This window comes from Undibacterium sp. Dicai25W (assembly GCF_049340505.1).
Lineage (GTDB): Bacteria > Pseudomonadota > Gammaproteobacteria > Burkholderiales > Burkholderiaceae_D > Undibacterium > Undibacterium jejuense.
In genome coordinates, this window is the sequence record NZ_JBMPOQ010000013.1 from 65,188 (window position 1) to 83,025 (window position 17,838).

14 protein-coding genes are annotated in these 17,838 nt (G+C 47.9%); 3 read left to right on the plus strand and 11 right to left on the minus strand.

All coding sequences use genetic code 11. The annotated features are described in order from the left end of the window. The first annotated feature begins 1 nt into the window (after position 1). On the plus strand, positions 2–2,398 hold the full coding sequence (locus ACO0KY_RS14390) for a TonB-dependent receptor (protein WP_423047136.1): 2,397 nt from the start codon (positions 2–4) through the stop codon (positions 2,396–2,398). A gap of 179 nt (positions 2,399–2,577) precedes the next feature. On the opposite strand, the gene ACO0KY_RS14395 is transcribed toward ACO0KY_RS14390, so the two are convergent. The 3 genes from ACO0KY_RS14395 to ACO0KY_RS14405 form a co-directional block, all read right to left on the minus strand. Further along, positions 2,578–3,174 (minus strand): Crp/Fnr family transcriptional regulator, encoded by a 597-nt coding sequence (locus ACO0KY_RS14395; RefSeq protein ID WP_423047138.1) that lies wholly within the window; start codon positions 3,172–3,174, stop codon positions 2,578–2,580. A 214-nt stretch (positions 3,175–3,388) separates the two neighbouring features. Then, on the minus strand, positions 3,389–3,757 hold the full coding sequence (locus ACO0KY_RS14400) for a DUF2946 domain-containing protein (RefSeq protein WP_423047140.1): 369 nt from the start codon (positions 3,755–3,757) through the stop codon (positions 3,389–3,391). 300 nt (positions 3,758–4,057) lie between these two features. Continuing rightward, entirely contained in the window at positions 4,058–4,423 is a 366-nt protein-coding gene (locus ACO0KY_RS14405) for a c-type cytochrome (protein WP_423047142.1), read from the minus strand. Positions 4,424–4,696: 273 nt separating this feature from the next. Here ACO0KY_RS14405 and ACO0KY_RS14410 point away from each other — a divergent pair, with 273 nt between their 5' ends. Both ACO0KY_RS14410 and ACO0KY_RS14415 read left to right on the plus strand, forming a co-directional pair. Next, complete coding sequence (locus ACO0KY_RS14410; RefSeq protein WP_423047144.1) at positions 4,697–6,118, plus strand: CoA transferase; 1,422 nt, start codon at positions 4,697–4,699, stop codon at positions 6,116–6,118. A gap of 126 nt (positions 6,119–6,244) precedes the next feature. After that, a complete protein-coding gene (locus tag ACO0KY_RS14415) occupies positions 6,245–7,276 on the plus strand; it encodes an acyltransferase family protein (RefSeq protein WP_423047146.1) in 1,032 nt (343 codons plus the stop codon). Positions 7,277–7,279: 3 nt separating this feature from the next. Here ACO0KY_RS14415 and ACO0KY_RS14420 read toward each other — a convergent pair whose 3' ends face one another. The 8 genes from ACO0KY_RS14420 to ACO0KY_RS14455 all read right to left on the minus strand — a co-directional run bounded on the left by ACO0KY_RS14420 (position 7,280) and on the right by ACO0KY_RS14455 (position 17,799). After that, positions 7,280–8,497, minus strand: a complete 1,218-nt coding sequence (locus tag ACO0KY_RS14420) for an acetate/propionate family kinase (protein ID WP_423047148.1) — start codon at positions 8,495–8,497, stop codon at positions 7,280–7,282. Next, entirely contained in the window at positions 8,494–9,918 is a 1,425-nt protein-coding gene (locus tag ACO0KY_RS14425; RefSeq protein WP_423047150.1) for a bifunctional enoyl-CoA hydratase/phosphate acetyltransferase, read from the minus strand. The genes ACO0KY_RS14420 and ACO0KY_RS14425 overlap by 4 nt, the downstream gene beginning before the upstream one ends. A gap of 54 nt (positions 9,919–9,972) precedes the next feature. After that, a complete protein-coding gene (gene fabI, locus ACO0KY_RS14430) occupies positions 9,973–10,752 on the minus strand; it encodes an enoyl-ACP reductase FabI (RefSeq protein ID WP_423047152.1) in 780 nt (259 codons plus the stop codon). Between the two features lie 85 nt (positions 10,753–10,837). Next, complete coding sequence (locus tag ACO0KY_RS14435; protein WP_423047154.1) at positions 10,838–11,992, minus strand: ABC transporter permease; 1,155 nt, start codon at positions 11,990–11,992, stop codon at positions 10,838–10,840. Between the two features lie 17 nt (positions 11,993–12,009). Next, positions 12,010–13,164, minus strand: coding sequence for an ABC transporter permease (locus ACO0KY_RS14440; RefSeq protein WP_423047156.1), 1,155 nt, complete (start codon positions 13,162–13,164; stop codon positions 12,010–12,012). Next, positions 13,161–15,227: an ATP-binding cassette domain-containing protein gene (locus ACO0KY_RS14445; RefSeq protein WP_423047158.1), complete on the minus strand. Its 2,067-nt coding sequence runs from the start codon at positions 15,225–15,227 to the stop codon at positions 13,161–13,163. The genes ACO0KY_RS14440 and ACO0KY_RS14445 overlap by 4 nt, the downstream gene beginning before the upstream one ends. After that, complete coding sequence (locus tag ACO0KY_RS14450) at positions 15,203–16,315, minus strand: HlyD family secretion protein (protein ID WP_423047160.1); 1,113 nt, start codon at positions 16,313–16,315, stop codon at positions 15,203–15,205. Before ACO0KY_RS14450 ends, ACO0KY_RS14445 begins: the two co-directional genes overlap by 25 nt. Positions 16,316–16,380: 65 nt before the next feature. Next, positions 16,381–17,799: a TolC family protein gene (locus ACO0KY_RS14455; RefSeq protein ID WP_423047162.1), complete on the minus strand. Its 1,419-nt coding sequence runs from the start codon at positions 17,797–17,799 to the stop codon at positions 16,381–16,383. Positions 17,800–17,838: the final 39 nt, after the last annotated feature.

Genomic DNA, 17,838 nt, shown 5'->3' on the forward strand with positions numbered 1-17,838 from the left:
CATGAAAAAATCCGTCACCACTTCTTCAATAAAACCAGCAAACAAGCAATTTCACACCTCGACATTACGTCCTATGGTGAGTGCCATTAGTGCCATCATGGCCTGTCTGACGACGACGGCAATCGCGCAAACCACCGATAACGCAGAGCCAGATGCACAGGTCGTGTTGGTCACAGGTACATTGGCGACTAAGCCGGTCACAGCTTCTCCGGCAACCATAGAAACAGTCACGGCCAAAGAACTGGGCGAAACGACCAATGTCACCAATGTCGAAGATGCCTTAAAATATATCCCTAGCATCATGGTACGCAAACGCTTTAATGGCGATACGGCAGCACCAGTCACTTCACGTACGACGGGCGTGAATGCGAGCGCACGTACTTTGATTTTTGCTGATGGCGTCATGCTTTCGAGTCTGGTCAATAACAATAATGGCAATGGCTCGCCACAGTGGTTTATGGTTTCGCCTGAAGAAATCGACAGCATCGATGTCATGTATGGTCCGTTTTCTGCAGCCTATGCAGGTAATTCTTATGGTGCTGTTATCCAGATGAATACCCGCATGCCGCGACAATTTGAAGCGACAGCAAAAATAAATCTATCGTCGCAAAATTTTGATTCGTATGGCACCAGCAACAATTTCAAATCGGGCAGCCTGAACGCTACCATTGGTGACCGTCAAGGTGCATTTTCCTGGTTTGTCAGTGCCAACCACCTCGATAGCTTTAGTCAACCGATTACCTTCGGCACGCTGTCGCAATCTAGCAAAGCCGCGGCAGCCAACCTACCTGTCATCAATGGCGCAACAGCCGACTACAACCGCACTGGCGGTGCCATCCAGGTAATCAGCGCAGGGAATCTTAATCACACGGTGCAAGACACCGCCAAAGTCAAATTAGCCTACGATTTCAATGCCGAAACCACGCTCAGCTATATGCTCGGTTACTGGCAAAATTCGGCGAATGGTAAGGCTGCCTCCTATCTTCGTGATGCTAGTGGTACTTCCTATTACGGTGCAACAACTGGCAATGTCAATATCGGTGGCTATGCCTATAGCGCGACCACTATCGCAGGTCAATTTGGTAGCAATAGCACCGAACAGACACACTGGATGCAAAGTCTGGCGCTCAATAGCAAAACTTCCGGAGCCTGGGATTGGAATGCGGTGATCAGCAATGTCAATTATGCGACCGATCTGACGCGTTCTTCTACAGGCCCATATCCTGCTGCACAGACCACGGGTGCGGGCCGCATTGCCGATGCGAGTGGAACCGGCTGGACCACCTTTGATGCCAAAGCGACCTATCGTCCAGACGCAAATCAAGGTTCCCACACGGTGAGCTTTGGAGTCCACGCTGACCAATTCAAATTGGTCAGCCCGACTTACAATACAACAGACTGGCTCAATGGCAGCAACGGTGCTTTGTATAGTAACTCTCTCGGAAAAACACAGACCAATGCGCTCTGGATACAAGACGAATGGCGTATCAATACAAAGTTAACTGCCACCATCGGCGGACGTTATGAACAATGGAAAGCACGCGATGGCTATAACTACGCTATCGCTGCCAATGGGACAGGTTTCCCGGTCAATCAACCTGGCGTTTCCCAAAATGGTCTGTCGCCAAAAGCAACCCTGGCGTGGAAAGCATCGGATACCTGGCAAATCACTGGTTCTTTCGGTCGTGCCTTACGCTTCCCTACGGTTGGTGAGTTATACCAAAACGTCCAGACGGGCACCACCTTTACACAAGCAAATCCTTATCTCAAACCAGAAGACGTTCTATCGAGCGAATTCGCATTTGAACGCAAAACCAAAGACAGCCGGGTACGAGTTTCTTTGTTTGGCGAGTTTGTTTCCGACGCCTTGATTTCTCAGACATCGAATATCGCTGGTTATTCCACGCCTGTTTCATTCACACAAAATGTGGATAAAACCCGTCAACGTGGGATAGAGTTGGTCGCAGAAAAAGACAACGCGTTTATTCAAGGTCTGCAGTTATCTGCGAGCCTGACCTATGTTGATGCGGTGATTCTGGCCAATAGCAGTTATGTACCGACAATCGCTGGTGCAACGTCCGTCGGCAAGCACACACCTTACGTACCTGACTGGCGCGCGACGATGGTTGCGACTTACCGGCCAGATGCGCGTTGGGCTTATACCTTAGCTGGGCGCTATACAGGGCGCCAATATGCCACGGTTGATAACACCGATATCTACCCAGGTACGTACCAAGGCTTTCAACCATTTTTCGTCGCTGACGCGCGAGTTCATTATCAGGTCAACCGTCAATGGAGTATCGCGGCAGGGATTGATAACCTCAACAATGAGAAATATTATCTATACCATCCTTTCACGCAACGTACTGCATACGCTGAGCTGAAATACACGTATTGAGAAGACGTGGTTATTTGAATTAGGTAAGCCAAATATTCACTAAGAGGAAACGGGGAGCAAAGGCTAGCTCCCCGTTTTCTTATGCTTACTACTTTAGGGCGGATGCAAGCGCCAATTCTGATAAAACCTCGATGCAGCGCGAGTTGCACCCACTCTACTATTGGTAAATGACTGCGCTTTTATGCAGACAGTTGCAGTAAATGCTCACGGTTTTCTAAATGCCTGCGTTTCATTTTTTCCGGATCACCATACGCGAGTAAGCGTGCTTCTTTTAAGCTGTTCAGTACCCGGCATACTGTCTCTCTGGTGGAATGGATAATCTCTGCGATGTTTCCCAGACTTGGCAATACGCAAGAACTGGCTTTATTCACATCAGTATCACTTTCCTCCGCTAACAAACGTAGTAAGCGCTTGACACGTTCATCAACTGGGCCAGATCTCAGGCTAACCGCCTCGCGGCAACGCTGATAGCTGGTAGAAACGGCGGACATCAGCAATTTTGTCAGTTGCCTGTCATCCAGATAGGAAACCGGCGACAAGCTCACTTCTGTGATAGCTCGTATCGTCAACGTATCTGACACGCCAACAAAATGCTCCACGCCTAATAAATCGCCAGGCAGGGCTAATCGGACAAAACTAGCGGGTTCATCACCGGTCTGACTATCGATACGAATGGCGCCTTTTTCTATTCGCCATAACACTTGTAAGTCATCGTCCGCCATGGATTGGCGAGGTAAAAGATGGCGACGTAAGGTCATTTTTTCTGTGGCTTTCATGTTTAACTCTTTCCCATACTGTGTCATACAGATTCAGTCATTTGTATGACAACATTAATTAATTTGCTCATCACAGATCACCAACAAGGCGTAACACTCCAGACGAGATACGTATGCAATTTCTATGCAACGCAGCAATAGGGTCGAGCTGTACTCAAGTGGTCTAAGCTGATCTGCTTCTTTGGCACGTAGCCAGTAAAAAGAATCAAAAGAGTCAGATTACGGGTGGGGCACGCACAGCGGGGGAAAACCAAGCAGCAATCAGTAGAAATTGCTGGTTTGATTGCGAGTGATGATGAAAGCTAAACGAGGGAGCTAAAAAACTAAAATCACTGACAGGCGGCAACCCAAATGAAGCCGCATGCGTAAAACAGTAATCGCAATACTTCGCATGGAATAGCGATGGCAGATCGACTGGTTTGGCATCACGACTACTGCTGATCCATTTGCTTCCCGTTGTCGAACATACTTCACGCCATTCAAGAGCCGCCCGATTGCCATTTGCAGCATTGTCTAAGGCCTGCGAAATCAATGGCATCAAGCCGTTCAACAAGATTGCCAATGCGGCAATCCAGCTGATCACGAAACGCCTCTGAGGAAAGCGTTGATGACGACGTTGATAAAGTTTGACTATGCGCACAAGAAAGAAATTAATCGAATGAAGAGTTGAATATTTAAACGATAAGCAATTTTCAGTAGTTCACCATACCAGAAATTCAAGGTTAAGATCTATTGGATTTGTAAAACTCAAGCTTAACTACTAAAAACGATTAATCCAAATCAATCGTCACCATGTAAAAAAGCCACGACTCGTGGTCGCCCCTGTGTCCCGATCATGTCACGCTCGTATCAAGTTCATGTCAGGCTGGTATCAAGTTCATGACTACTTTACTTTTTCCAACATATACTCAACTGCGGCTTTGATTTCTAAATCCGAACAGCTACTGCATGAACCGCGCGCTGGCATCAATTTGTAGCCGTGTAAAGCATGTTCAATCAAGGTGTCAGGGGTTTGTTTTAATCTCACTGCCCAGGCGGCTTTATCGCTTACCTTAGGGGCACCGCTGATACCAGTCACATGACACTCGGCGCACATCAAAGTAAATATCGTCGCGCCTGAGCGCCCCTGAGGAATCCGCGAAGTTGTCGTGGCTGCGAAAGTGACCTCCGTCATCATCAGACTGACGAAAAAGACCATCAGGATCAGGCAAGATACATATTGCGCAGCAGGTTTTTTTAAATTTCCCATTTTCTTCTCGTCATAGATTGTAAGCAAAGGATATAATTTTAATAAAATTATCACACTGACTCAGCGCCAATATTAAAACAGACCAGACAGCAGCGAATTCCTACGCGATATAACATCCAGTCTAGAAAAAATCGCTATACGATTTTTTCTATAGCAGCATTTTACGGCGTACGCAGAAATTTTGTCTGGCACGCACTGACTCTCTGTTGATACCAAATCGGGTCTTTAAAGTCCCAATACTGAAACAAAACGTTCGCCTATTGAAAGACAACGATGCCAGAAATCACTTCCGTAACGAATCAATACGAAGCTCATTCAGTCGCTTATTTTATTCAGGAAATTAAAAATGCCTTTGGCACTTTCGCCAACTCAGCATTAAGTGCAACGCCACAACTTAAAGTGACTAGTCTCGGTGAGTTGCCGTCTGCTTTCGCCGTCACAGAACTAGCGACAGCGTCCATTGCGAGCGCCGGCCAAGCCTTGAGCGAATTGATCGCCCATTCTGGCACTCAGGCACCATCGTTACAAATAGACCGAAGACTGAGTTCATTTTGGTTTGATTCTTCGGTACATCCTCGCGGCTGGACTCTGCCACCGGCATGGGATGCGATTGCCGGTGTTTATCAAACTACGGACGGTTGGATACGCCTACATACCAATGCGCCACATCACCGGGCTGCGGCGCTGGCAGTTCTGGGGTGTACTGCCGATAAAGACGCCGTCAGCAATACCGTATCGGGCTGGAACTCACAAGATCTGGAGGACGCCATCGTTGCACAACATGGTTGCGCCGCAGTAATGCATGACAGACAAACCTGGCAAGCGCATCCGCAAGGACAAGCGGTTGCCCACGAGCCGCTCATCCATATTCAAGCTTATCCATCTGATGGCAAAAAGCACTGGAAAATCGATCCGCACCGACCACTGCAAGGCATACGGGTACTCGACTTAACCCGTATTATCGCCGGGCCTGTAGCTACTCGATTTTTAGCCGGTTACGGTGCTGACGTGCTTCGACTCGACCCACCTGAATGGGATGAACCTACGATATTGGCTGAACTGACGATAGGCAAACGATGTGCTCGACTAGACTTAAAGAAGTCTGATGATAGAAAGCAATTTGAACACTTGCTGAGCGAAGCCGATGTGCTGGTTCATGGCTATCGCGCTGATGCTCTGGCAGCATTGGGGCTGGATGCTGAAAGTCGTCGCCGAATCAATCCAGCATTGATCGACGTTAGTCTGAATGCCTATGGCCACAGTGGCCCATGGCAGTATCGACGCGGTTTCGATAGTCTGGTGCAAATGAGCTGTGGGATTGCTGACTTTGGTATGCATCACTACGGCAAAACACAACCTACGCCCCTGCCAGTTCAAGCCTTGGATCACGCAACAGGCTACATGATCGCGGCTGCCGTTATTCGCGGATTGCAACAGCGCTACTTGCATGGTCTTGGCAGCGAAATGCGCTTATCACTCGCCAGAACGGCAGAATTACTGATCGCAGGCTCATTACCACGGCAACCCGGCTTAAGTTTTGAAGCAAAGAATAACACTGACCATACACCAGTTGTGGAGCACACCGTCTGGGGCGCTTTGCAACGCCTGTTACCACCACTAAAAATCCAAGGCGCGCCCATGCAATGGGATAAGCCAGCCGGACTTTTGGGAACAAACAGAGCGAACTGGCAGTAGTATTGTCTTCAAGTGTAAAAACTAGTTAAAAATGAAAGAAAAAAAGTCGTAAATGCTGTCAAGGAAGGATGGTAGGCATAAAATAAGCGGCACCGCTCACCAACTTCTGTCAATTCCATTCTGAACATGCAAAACCGCGACCATTGGGTAGATTACGCTAAAGGCATAGGCATTTTACTGGTCGTCTACGGTCACGTCAGTCGCGGTGCGTACAATGCTGGAATAGTGATGGACGCGAAGCTGTTTAAACTGATTGACAGCATCATTTACAGCTTTCATATGCCGCTGTTTTTCTTGTTGTCGGGGATATTTTTCATTCCTTCACTTAACAAGTACGGCCGTCAGCGTCTGATCTTAGATAAAGTGGATAGCGTTTTCTACCCTTACGTGTTGTGGTCGTTGCTGCAAGGCTTTACCGAAGTATTCTTGTCACGATTTACTACTGCAAAAACCAGTGTGGATGATGTGCTATCGTTGTTATGGCAACCACGCGCACAATTCTGGTTTCTTTACGTGCTCTTCGTTGTATTCGTATTGATGGCACTTACCTACAGAGAGCAACGTGGCGCTGCAGCCTTGTTCGTGCCACTGATGTTAATCGCTGCCTGGATATCACGCTTTTACGTGCAGTTACCCTTTCCGGTCGATTTTTTGGCGACATATCTTATTTACTTTTATTTAGGTTCACAAGTACGTGTCTGGAAAGACTTCATCATTGAGCACGCATCCATTGTTTGCGCCATCAGTGGATTACTGTTTGGCTGTCTGGCGTGGCTGTTCCATGGCAAACTGGGTTTGATTTATTCCGATCAATCCTTGCTGGCTCTGCCGCTGGCTTTATCTGGAATTACAATGGTGTGTAGCCTGGGATTCGTATTAGCAAAAGCTGAATTGAACATGTTGAAATGCCTGACATTGTTTGGCACCTGTTCTATGCCTATCTTTTTAATGCATATCCTGGCCGGCAGTGGTGTGCGTATTATCCTGAATAAATTCCTGTACATCGACAATGCATCGATACATCTGATTCTGGGTACCGTGATCGGAATATTAGTGCCAATCACGGTTTTCCAGTTATCAAAAAAAACGTCATTGGCCGGGTTACGCTATCTGTTTGCTCCACCACCATTTTTATCACTAAAACGGCGAATGAATTAATTCTCACATAGCCTGACCGGCCGCCGCTAAAATCGCCGCAGCATCCATCGCGGCAATCCGTCCCTCATCAGTAGGAATCACCCAGATTTCCTGCTGACTATCGCTGGCATGAATTGCAGCAATTTGATCACCGTGGGCAGTCAGATTTTTTTCCAGATCAATCTTCAAACCCAGATACGCCAATCCTGCGACCACGTCAGCGCGTAACTGCGCATCATGCTCACCGATCCCACCGGTAAAGGCGAGCACATCAACCCCGTTCAGACAAGCGGCTAAGGCACCGGATTCTCTGGTGACACGATAAACAAACATATTGATTGCTACTTGCGACTGTGAATCTTTGCTTTGCCTCAAGGTACGCATATCTGCCGACACGCCAGAAACACCGAGTAAACCCGATTCTTTATACAAGGTTTTTTCTATGCGTTTTGCATCCCATCCAGCCTGCAATAAATGGAGCAAAATACCCGGATCAAGCGCGCCACAGCGCGTTCCCATCATTAAACCATCTAAAGCAGAAAAGCCCATGGTGGTAGCGATACTCTGACCATTCAACATCGCACAGGCGCTCGCACCATTGCCCAGATGCGCCATGATGACGCGTTGCTGAGATTTCTCTGATCGTTGCGCTAAGCGCCCCGCGACATAACGATAAGACAAACCATGAAAACCGTAGCGACGAATGCCGGTTTCACGCAAAGCCAACGGTAGCGCCACGGTACGCTCATTGAGCGGTAAATTAGCATGAAAACCCGTATCAAAACAGGCAATCTGTGGCAAATCTGGATAGGCTTTTTGAAACGCGAATACGCCTTCCAGATTGTGCGGTTGATGCAGAGGTGCCAGTGAATTGAGGCTTTGCAAATATGTCATTGTGTTCGCATCAATCACCACCGACTGGGCGTATCGATCACCACCATGCACAATACGATGTGCGACAGCGACCACTGTCATCTCCTGGCTGTGCTGTTCCAGTAGCAAACGTAAGCTGTTTAAGGCAAGCGCGAATTTCTGCTTTTCTTCAGTCGCATTACCGGGCAATGGAAACACTTGCTTCTCACCGCGAATACTGAGGCTGATACTCGCCTTGCCGCCAGGCTCCAGACCTTCCACCACACCAGAAATATCCGCTGCGTCCACCAAAGCCTGATGCACAGGATATAGCGCAAATTTAATCGAAGACGAGCCAGCATTGACGGCTAGAATGGCGTGCTGGTTCATGGCGCATTCTTTCTGTATTCATTCGCCAGTAGTTTGACCAGTGCTGCCGATGCGACCCTTGAACTAGGGCCATCCGCGCGGCTCGTCAAAGCAATCGGCACCCGTGCTCCCAGTACTACACCACACGTTGCTGCACCTGCCAGATATTCAAATTGCTTGGCCAGCATATTGCCAGATTCCAGATCAGGCACCATCAGAATATCCACATCCCCTGCGACCGGTGAATCAATGCCTTTGATGCGTGCAGCTTCAGCAGAAATCGCATTATCAAACGCCAGTGGGCCATCCACAATACCGCCTTTGATTTGCTTACGCTGTACCATTTTGCACAAAGCCGCAGCATCGATCGTTGAAGACATTTTGGGATTGACGGTTTCCACCGCGGATAACAACGCGACTTTGGGTTGTGCGATTTTTAATGCTTGCGCGAGATTAATCACGTTTTGCAGAATATCTGCTTTTTCCATCAATGTTGGTGCAATATTCAGTGCTGCATCGGTCAATAACAATACCTTGTGGTACATAGGTACATCAAGGTGAAATACATGCGACAGACGGAATTTGGTTTTCAAGCCAACACAGTGTACAACTGCGGACATTAACTCATCAGTATGCAAACTGCCTTTCATCAAGGCTTCGACTTCACCTGCTGCGGCCATTTCTACGGCTTTATCAGCGGCAGCGTGACTATGTGCTACGTCAACGATTTCGACACCGCTGATGTCGAGTCCAGCTGCACTGGCGACCCCTAACAGCTTAGCTTTCGGCGCGATCAAAACGGGAATAATCAAACCCTGCTTTGCCGCGTCTAAAGCACCCTGCAAAGAATCTGCATCACACGGATGCACGACAGCACAACGAATAGCAGGAAGGTCAGCAACGCTATCGATCAAGGCTTTTTGTCTTGCGCCCAGATCAAACAAGGCCATGGTCGGTAATACTGTCCGCTGACGCGTCACGCGTTCAGTTGGCGCAATCACGAGCGCATTACCGTACACGACTTTGACACCGTGTTGATTTACGATCTCACAATCAAGTGTGACGCGCTTTTTTTCATCGTCTTTCGCAATCACAGTTGCGGAAATCGTCAAGGTATCGCCAATACGAACCGGTCTGGCGAAATGCAGATTTTGCTCCAGATAAATCGTTCCTGGGCCCGGCAAACGCGTACCCAGGATGGTAGAAATCAAGGCACCGCCCCACATACCATGAGCAATCACGCCATGGAATAAAGTGTTCTCAGCATATTCTTTGTCAAGATGCGCTGGATTGACATCACCTGAAATCGACGCAAACGCCTGAATATCGGCTTGTGTCAGCGTACGGGTCTGACTGGCCGTCTGACCGATAGAGATATCGTCATAAACAACATTGGAAATCATTTCTTGGTCATTATTGACCGGATACACTGGATCGTTCATTGTTCATTCTCCGTGATGGAACTGAAATAATGTTCACTGGTAACTTTAAAGGACTTAGTTAACGATGTGATAGCCGCCATCGACATACAAGGTTTGCCCTGTCATGCCTGACGATGCATTGCTGATCAAAAATGCCGCCAATTGCCCCACCTCTTCGAGTGTAACCAAACGTTTGAGTGGAGAACGTTGGATAGCTTTTTCCATCAATGTATCAAATTCTAATAATCCAGAAGCGGCACGGGTAGGAATCGGCCCCGGAGAAATCGCATGAACACGAATACCTTTCTCGCCCAATTCTGTTGCCAGATAACGAACCAGGGATTCCAGTGCTGCCTTGACGGGGCCCATCAACCCATAATGGGCAACGGCTTCTTCAGCCCCCAGATAACTCATCGTAATCAGGCTTGCGTCCGGGCTTAAATGTGGCTCACATAATTTCGCTACCTGAGCAAATGAATGGCAAGAAACATTCATTGAACGTAAAAATCCGGTACTGGAACTATCAATCACTCGCCCATGCAAATCATCCAAAGGTGCCCAGGCAATCGAATGAATCACAAAATCCAATTGACCAAATTGCGCAACTGCTTGCGCCACCAGACTTTCTAAAGCACCGTCTTCCTCCACATTACAGGTGACTAAAGTCGCGTTCATTTGATCTGCTAATGGTTTGACATAAGGTTCAGCCTTTTGATTCACACAAGAGACCATCAATTCAGCCCCAAGTTGATGTGCGACCAAAGCACAGCCGTACGCAATACTATGTTCGTTGGCGAGACCGATAATCAAGCCGCGCTTACCTTGCAAAGAAAAAACTGACTTATTTTCAGACATGTTATTCCCTACTTTCAAGAAGTGACGAATTCAATTTGATATTTGTATTTTGCTTGTGTTTTGCCTACGTATTACTTGTGTATTCTTAACCAAACTGTTTTTTAAATCTGATGATGGTGGTAACACTGACCAGCATACCGATTAACAATATCCCGACAAACATCGGCCACAGCACCATTACCCCGGCACCTTTGAGCAAAATGCCATAACTGGCATTGATGTAGTAATACAAAGGCGACGTGTACATCCCCAAACGCATCAGTGCAGGCATCGCTTCTGGTGGCGTCCACGCACCGGACAAAAACATCATCGGTGCCAAAATCAGAATCACCATCATGCCAGCCTGCGCCATGTTATTGGTCACCGTTGCAATGAGTATCCCTATTCCCGCCAAAGTGCTGATGTACAAGGTACTCAAAACAAAGAACAAGAACAAACTCCCTACCACTGGTATTAAAAATACCGGCACCAAAATACCAAATAAACCTAAGGCAGTACCACCTAAAATCACCGCAACCATCGCAATGATTTTGGGTATCATAATCTGCAAAGGTGACAACGGTGAGACAAGTAATTGCTCAATTGTTCCGCGCTCTTTCTCTCTGACCATTGCTGCGGCTGGTAGCAACATAGAGAACAAAGTCACCACGTTAAGCAACTCGGAAATTCCCATAAACCAGGCATCGTTCTGATTTGGGTTAAACCAGACACGCGTTGCATTGTTGATGGCGGGAGCATCAATTGCCGCCGAACTATCAACCCCCAAACTTACCGCAGCTTGCTCCAGGCCATAGCGGGCAATAATTTGTGTCGCGTCAACCGACATCAAAAACCCTTGCACAGAATTGGCAGCATCAATCTGCAATTGCACTGCTTTGTTCTCCCCACGCGACATGGCAGCACCAAACCCCGGAGGAATATCCAGCACCGCCATTGCCTTACCATCGTCTAGAAGCTTTTGACCTTGTTCTGCATGTTTAATTCCGCCTATCCAGCGAAATTCTGGCGGCATAAAGCGGCCTGCCAATTCGCGCGAGGCAGCAGAGCGATCCAGATCAAACAGCGCCAACGCTGCGTTATTGAGTTGAAACGAGACACCGGATGCAGCATTGTAAATATCCGCAGTAAACGCATACAAAACAAACACCAGCAAAATCGGATCACGCAATAATTGCAGTAACTCTTTCCAGGTCATTGCCTGTAAGCGACTCCACCAGACACGGTTGATAAAAAAATTCATTTCTTTTTCTCCACGCATCAACGATCCGGACGTTTATGAAACGCCAGAAATCCCGCCGTAAACAACACCGTGGCATAGAGCGTCAAAATCAACATATCCATCCATAACGAGGTAAAACCCACGCCTTTTAAAAAGCTACCGATCACAATTTCCGAGTAATACATGCCTGGTAAAATATGTGCAATCACAGCAGCAGTCGCAGACAACGACGGAATAGGAATAATCATCCCGGAATACAAAACTGCCGGAACCACCGTCACAATCGACGTACCTACCATCGCCGCCACCTGCGTATTAACAACCACTGACACCAGCAAACCGATACCCGTCGTACAAATCACATACAGGATGGTCGATAGTAAAAAGAATAAAGGGTCACCTCTGAATGGTGCCCCGAATAGCAATAAAGCAAATGCCGTCAAAGCACAGGCGTTCACAACCGAAATACCCACATACGGCAAGAGCTTGCCGATCAAATATTCTCCGCGTGACAAAGTCGATGAATAAACGTTGTAAATCGCGCCAGATTCTTTTTCCCTGACAACGCCCAAGGCAGTAAGAAATGGTGGTGACAACATTAAAATTACCATGATCAATTTGGGTGCCATTGACCAAATACTTTTGACTTCCTGATTGTATAAATAGCGGGTTTCTAATTTCACTGGTTGTGCGGTGGCACGAATACGATCTTCACTCACGCCTGTTAAACCGGAAATATACGTCGCGAGATTGTCGAGATTAATTGCAGCGTTAATTGCATTCACATAGCCTTTCGCCGTCAACGCACGAAACGGAAAAGTGCCATCAATCCAGGTTTGAACATCGGCTGATCTGCCACCGCGCAAGTTTTCACCAAATTGCGGTGGAATCACAATGACAGCGCGCAGACTATTATCGATCAGCAGTTTTTCCACGTCTTTTTCACGCTGCGCATACCCTTGAAACGAAAAATAACGTGAGTCCGTAAAACGATGCGCATAATCGCGTGAACTCACCGACTGATCATAGTCAACGATCGCCAGCGGAATATTTTCGACATCCAATGACAAGCCATAGCCAAACAAGAGCATCAATAACGATGGCACGATAAATGCCAACGCAAAGAACAAGCGATCACGAATAATCTCACGCCATTCTTTATAGGCAACCACACGAATACGACGAAGATTCATGGTCGCCCTCCTTTCGCCTGTACGTTTTGCGCATCTTGTGCCTCAAGCCTGGTCACGATGTGTACAAACACGTCTTCCATCGATAATTTTTTTGGAGCAATCTTGAGTGTGCCTAGCGGCTTTAACATCTCTGAAATTTTAGCTGCATCAGCTTCCGGATCAAGTAACAACACATGTATCCGCGGTCCGAATAAAGCGGCACTGGTGTAACCATCAGCTTGCAACAGATCAAGTGCAGCTTGTGGATCCGGGGTTTGGATCTCAACCAATTTTCCGGCCTCGGCTTCAACATTTTCTTTCAGTTTTTCTGGTGATGCATCAGCCACCACACGGCCCGCATACATAAGCGCGATGTGATCGCAATGTTCGGCCTCTGACATGTAGTGCGTCGTTACTAAGATCGTCACGTTTTCCTCACGCGACAATTGGAATAACACTTCCCAAAACGCTCTGCGACCTATCGGGTCAACGCCGGAAGTTGGTTCATCCAAAAATAGTACTTGCGGTCTGTGAATCAAAGCACAGCCCAAAGCCAGACGTTGTCTCAAGCCCATAGGCAAACTGCCCGTTAAAGCTTTGCCGAACGGACGTAAGCCAGCCATATCGAGTATCCAATCCATGCGGGCTGCCGTTTCTTTGCGGGTCAGACCATAGATACCTGCATAGAGACGTATATTTTCCAGTACCGACAAATCCAGATACAAAGAAAAAGCCTGCGACATATAGCCGATACGTTCACGGATCTGGCGTCCGGAAGTACGCACGTCAGCGCCGGCGACATTACCTTTACCTGAGGTCTGACTCAAAATACCTGTCAGCATTTTGATCACGGTACTTTTGCCAGCGCCATTGGCACCTAACAAACCAAAAATTTCACCTTGCGGTACTTTAAAGTTGACCTGATCCACTGCCTTAAATGCGCCAAATGTACGGCTTAAATTTTCTGCTTCAATTGCTAAACCCTGATCAGGATGGCGCTGGCTTGCTGACACTTCTGCGGGTTGCCGGGCCTTATTCTGATCTGCATTATCGAGATGTTTTTGGCGCAACAAGGCAATAAAAACGTCTTCTAATTCGGGCTCTAGTACCTCGGAATGCTGCTGAGGAATGCCGTCCAGACATTGCATCACTTCTTTTGTTGCGACAGCATTATCGGCCTGATCGACAAACATACGCATCTCTTGTCCCAGCACTTCCATTTGCGGGAAGTGTTGTGAGAGACGCTTTACTGCATCAACTTGTTGCGCTATCTGAACGCAAGTAGTGCTGACGATCGTACCGACGGCTAATGCTTTGATTTGTTCAGGGTCACCAGAAGCAAGAACTTTTCCGGCATGCATTAAGGACACACGATGGAAGCGGCTGGCTTCGTCCATATATGCAGTCGATACCAAGGCCGTGATACCTTTTTCCTTCAACAGCCGCGCTAAAATGCTCCAGAATTCGCGTCGAGATACAGGATCAACTCCTGTCGTCGGTTCATCAAGAATGACCAGTTTTGGTTCATGAATCAGTGTGCAAACCAGTCCTAATTTTTGCTTCATTCCACCGGACAAGTTTTTCATCGGACGATCGCGAAACTTATCCAGACGGGTGCTGCGTAGCAACGCCTCTTTGCGAGAACTTAGCTCTTGCTTGCTAAGTAAACGCAGTCCGCCAAAATAATCGATATTTTCTTCTACCGATAAATCGCCATACAAATTCTGCCCCAAACCTTGCGGCATCAAACCAATTCTGTCTTTCACCAATTCGCTGGATTTTTCAGAATCAATCAGGCAATCGAACACTCGCAAATCACCGGCGTCATGTGCGAGCACACCAGCGACTACTTTCAAAAGACTACTTTTACCGGCACCATCGGGGCCGATCAGACCGTAAATTTCTCCCGCTTGTACCTGCAAACTAATGCCATTCATAGCGATACTGTCGCCATAGCGTTTCATGAGATTCTTCACATCCACCACTGGACGTGCAGAGTCTGCCACTTGGGCATTAAGTGGTTTGTTGGTATTCACAGCATTCATCGTCGGAGTGGGCATCAGTTCCAACGTGGTTTTTGCCATGCGATGTTTTCTTTCCAACGTATCACCGCATCAGCAGGAATACCGGGGGTCAGTTTGTGGTCAGGATTTTTGGTAATGACTAATTTCACCGCGTAGACTAGCTTGACACGCTCGTCGGTGGTTTGCACTTCTTTCGGCGTGAATTCAGAACGCGAAGAAATGTAGCTGACAGTTGCCTCGTAGAATTGATCTGGCTGCGCATCTGTATAGATTCTGACTGGCAAACCTAAACGGAGTTGGCCAATTTTCGATTCCGGCACGTAGACTTTTAAATACAAATGGTCGAGATCGACAATTTCAACGAGTGAACCACCAGGCATGACGACTTCACCGGGTTCGCGCAAGCGGGTTAATACCACGCCAGTGCCAGGCGATTTGATCACCAGATCAGATAACACTGATTCGGCCTCCGTCACGGCCGCAGCAGCGCGATCACGCTGTGCACGGAGGGCGTCGACATCTTGTTGTTTAGCTTTGATTTTATCGTTCCCCAACCCTGCTTGCGCTGAGCCTTGCTTAGCACGGTTAATCGCTTCCTGCGCCGCTTTCACATCCGATTGTGCAACTTGCCACGCCAGATCTGCTTGTTCATAGCGATGACGCTCTATCACGCCACGTTCAAACAAATCTTTGTTTCTTGCCGCATCCAGCTTCGCCTGGGCTTGGACCGCAGTGGCTTTGGCCCACATGGCCTGCGCCTGACTTACACTGGCATCGGCAACGCTGACGCCCATAGGCACTTCGCGTTGGGCGATATCAAGGTTCGCTTGCGCCGCTTTTAATTGTGCGTCGGCGCCAGTAAAAGCCTGACGTGCTTGTTCTACTTTGGCCTGAAAACTTTCGTCTTCCAGTTGCGCGACTACTGCGCCAGCTTTGACCGTATCGCCTTCTTTGGCAAACATTTTACTTACACGTCCCGGATATTTGGCTGCGGCAACAATACGATCTCCTTCGATGCGCCCATTGGCAGCGATCAACCCTTCAGGTAATTTGCGGCTTTCGGCAAAATAATAAAACACACCGATGCCAATCACTGCAGCAGCAATGCCTATGAGGACTGGGCCTAAGAGTTTATTTTTATTTTCCATTTATCTTCCTACGTATTCTTGCTTTACGGATTATTTTATTGAGTACAAAATACTCATAAGAATGCTTACAGACTACCCGCGGCATGTTGCAATTGCAGACGCGACAACTCGCGGTCATAGATCGCATTGTCACGATTTGAATAAGCTTGTAAGCGGCTGGTTTCGGCATCCAATACTTCGCTATTTGGTGCTAAACCAGAACGGTAACGTTCACGTGCCAACGCCAGACTTTCATCGGCTTGCTCTACGGCTTTATTGACTAACTGCATACGGGCATTGGCTTCTTGATGGGATAACCAGGATTGCCGCACTTGCAAAGCAATGCGCTCACGGGTGTCTTGTTCCATTTCTGACACTGCTTGTGCATTGGCGGCCAACGCCGATGCCTGCTGCCGGATCAAGCCGCCATCGAACAAATCCCACTTCATCACAACACCAACCCACCAGCCTTTATCTTCGGCCAGATATTTATTTTCTAGCTTGTTGTAACCGCCACTGATACCGATTTGCGGCAAGTGACCGGCGCGAACACTCGCCGCCTGACTCTTGTATGCTTCACTTTGCTTAGACAGTTCTTGCAACTCTTGGCGTTGCTCACTTGCGGATGTCAGCAAGACACCAAGATCGCTTTTATCGTCAATTGCCGTTGGATTTACGATGTCTTGCAACTGCACCACCTGCTCATAAGGGCGGCCCATCCAACGGTTGTAGGCAGCACGTGCTAATTCGAGTGCATTGCTTGCTTGCAATCCCAATTGCCGCGCATTGGCGAGCGTGACTTGGGTCGCTAACAAATCGTGTTTGGCGGCATAACCATGTTCAAACAATTCCTGTACATCCGTCTCATGTCGCTGAACGGCGCTAATATAGCTGGTGGCTACCATCACCGCGTGCTCTGCTCGCAGAACGGCAATATAAGATTGAGCAATTGCTAATTTGAGTTCGCTGCGAGTCAGATTGGCATGTGCCGCGGTCGCATCTGCCATCGCCTTGGCTGCTGCCACACCGGAAGAAATTTTTCCGCTGGTAAAAATCGGTGCTGAGACGGTCACGCCACCGTAATACGCTGAATCCTGTGCAAATGGCAGAGCCACGCCCTTTAAAAAGGGTAAAGCCGGAATGTTCAGTTTGGCAGCTGGTTCATATTCGGTACGTAGATAACCGGTTTCTAAGGCCACTTTGGGAAAGTAATTGGCTTGTGCAGCATTCACCTGGTGCTGCGCAGATTGCTGCCTATATTGCGATGCAGCAAGTGTATGATCGCGTCGTAAAGCGACATCCCAGGCTTGTTGCAAAGACTCAGCAGACCAACTATGTGCACTCAGCATCGCAAGATTGATGTAGATCAAACTTCTTGCAAATGATCTTAATTTACCGGCTTTTAAGTTCTTTTTTGCATTCAAATTGCGCTGCACACGCGCTGAATCAACCGTAGTGACAGCCAGAATTGAACGAAATGACAGAGAGAAAACAGGAATTTGCATAGGAGTACCTAAAGATAGTCATCGTAGTGTATTGCTGTA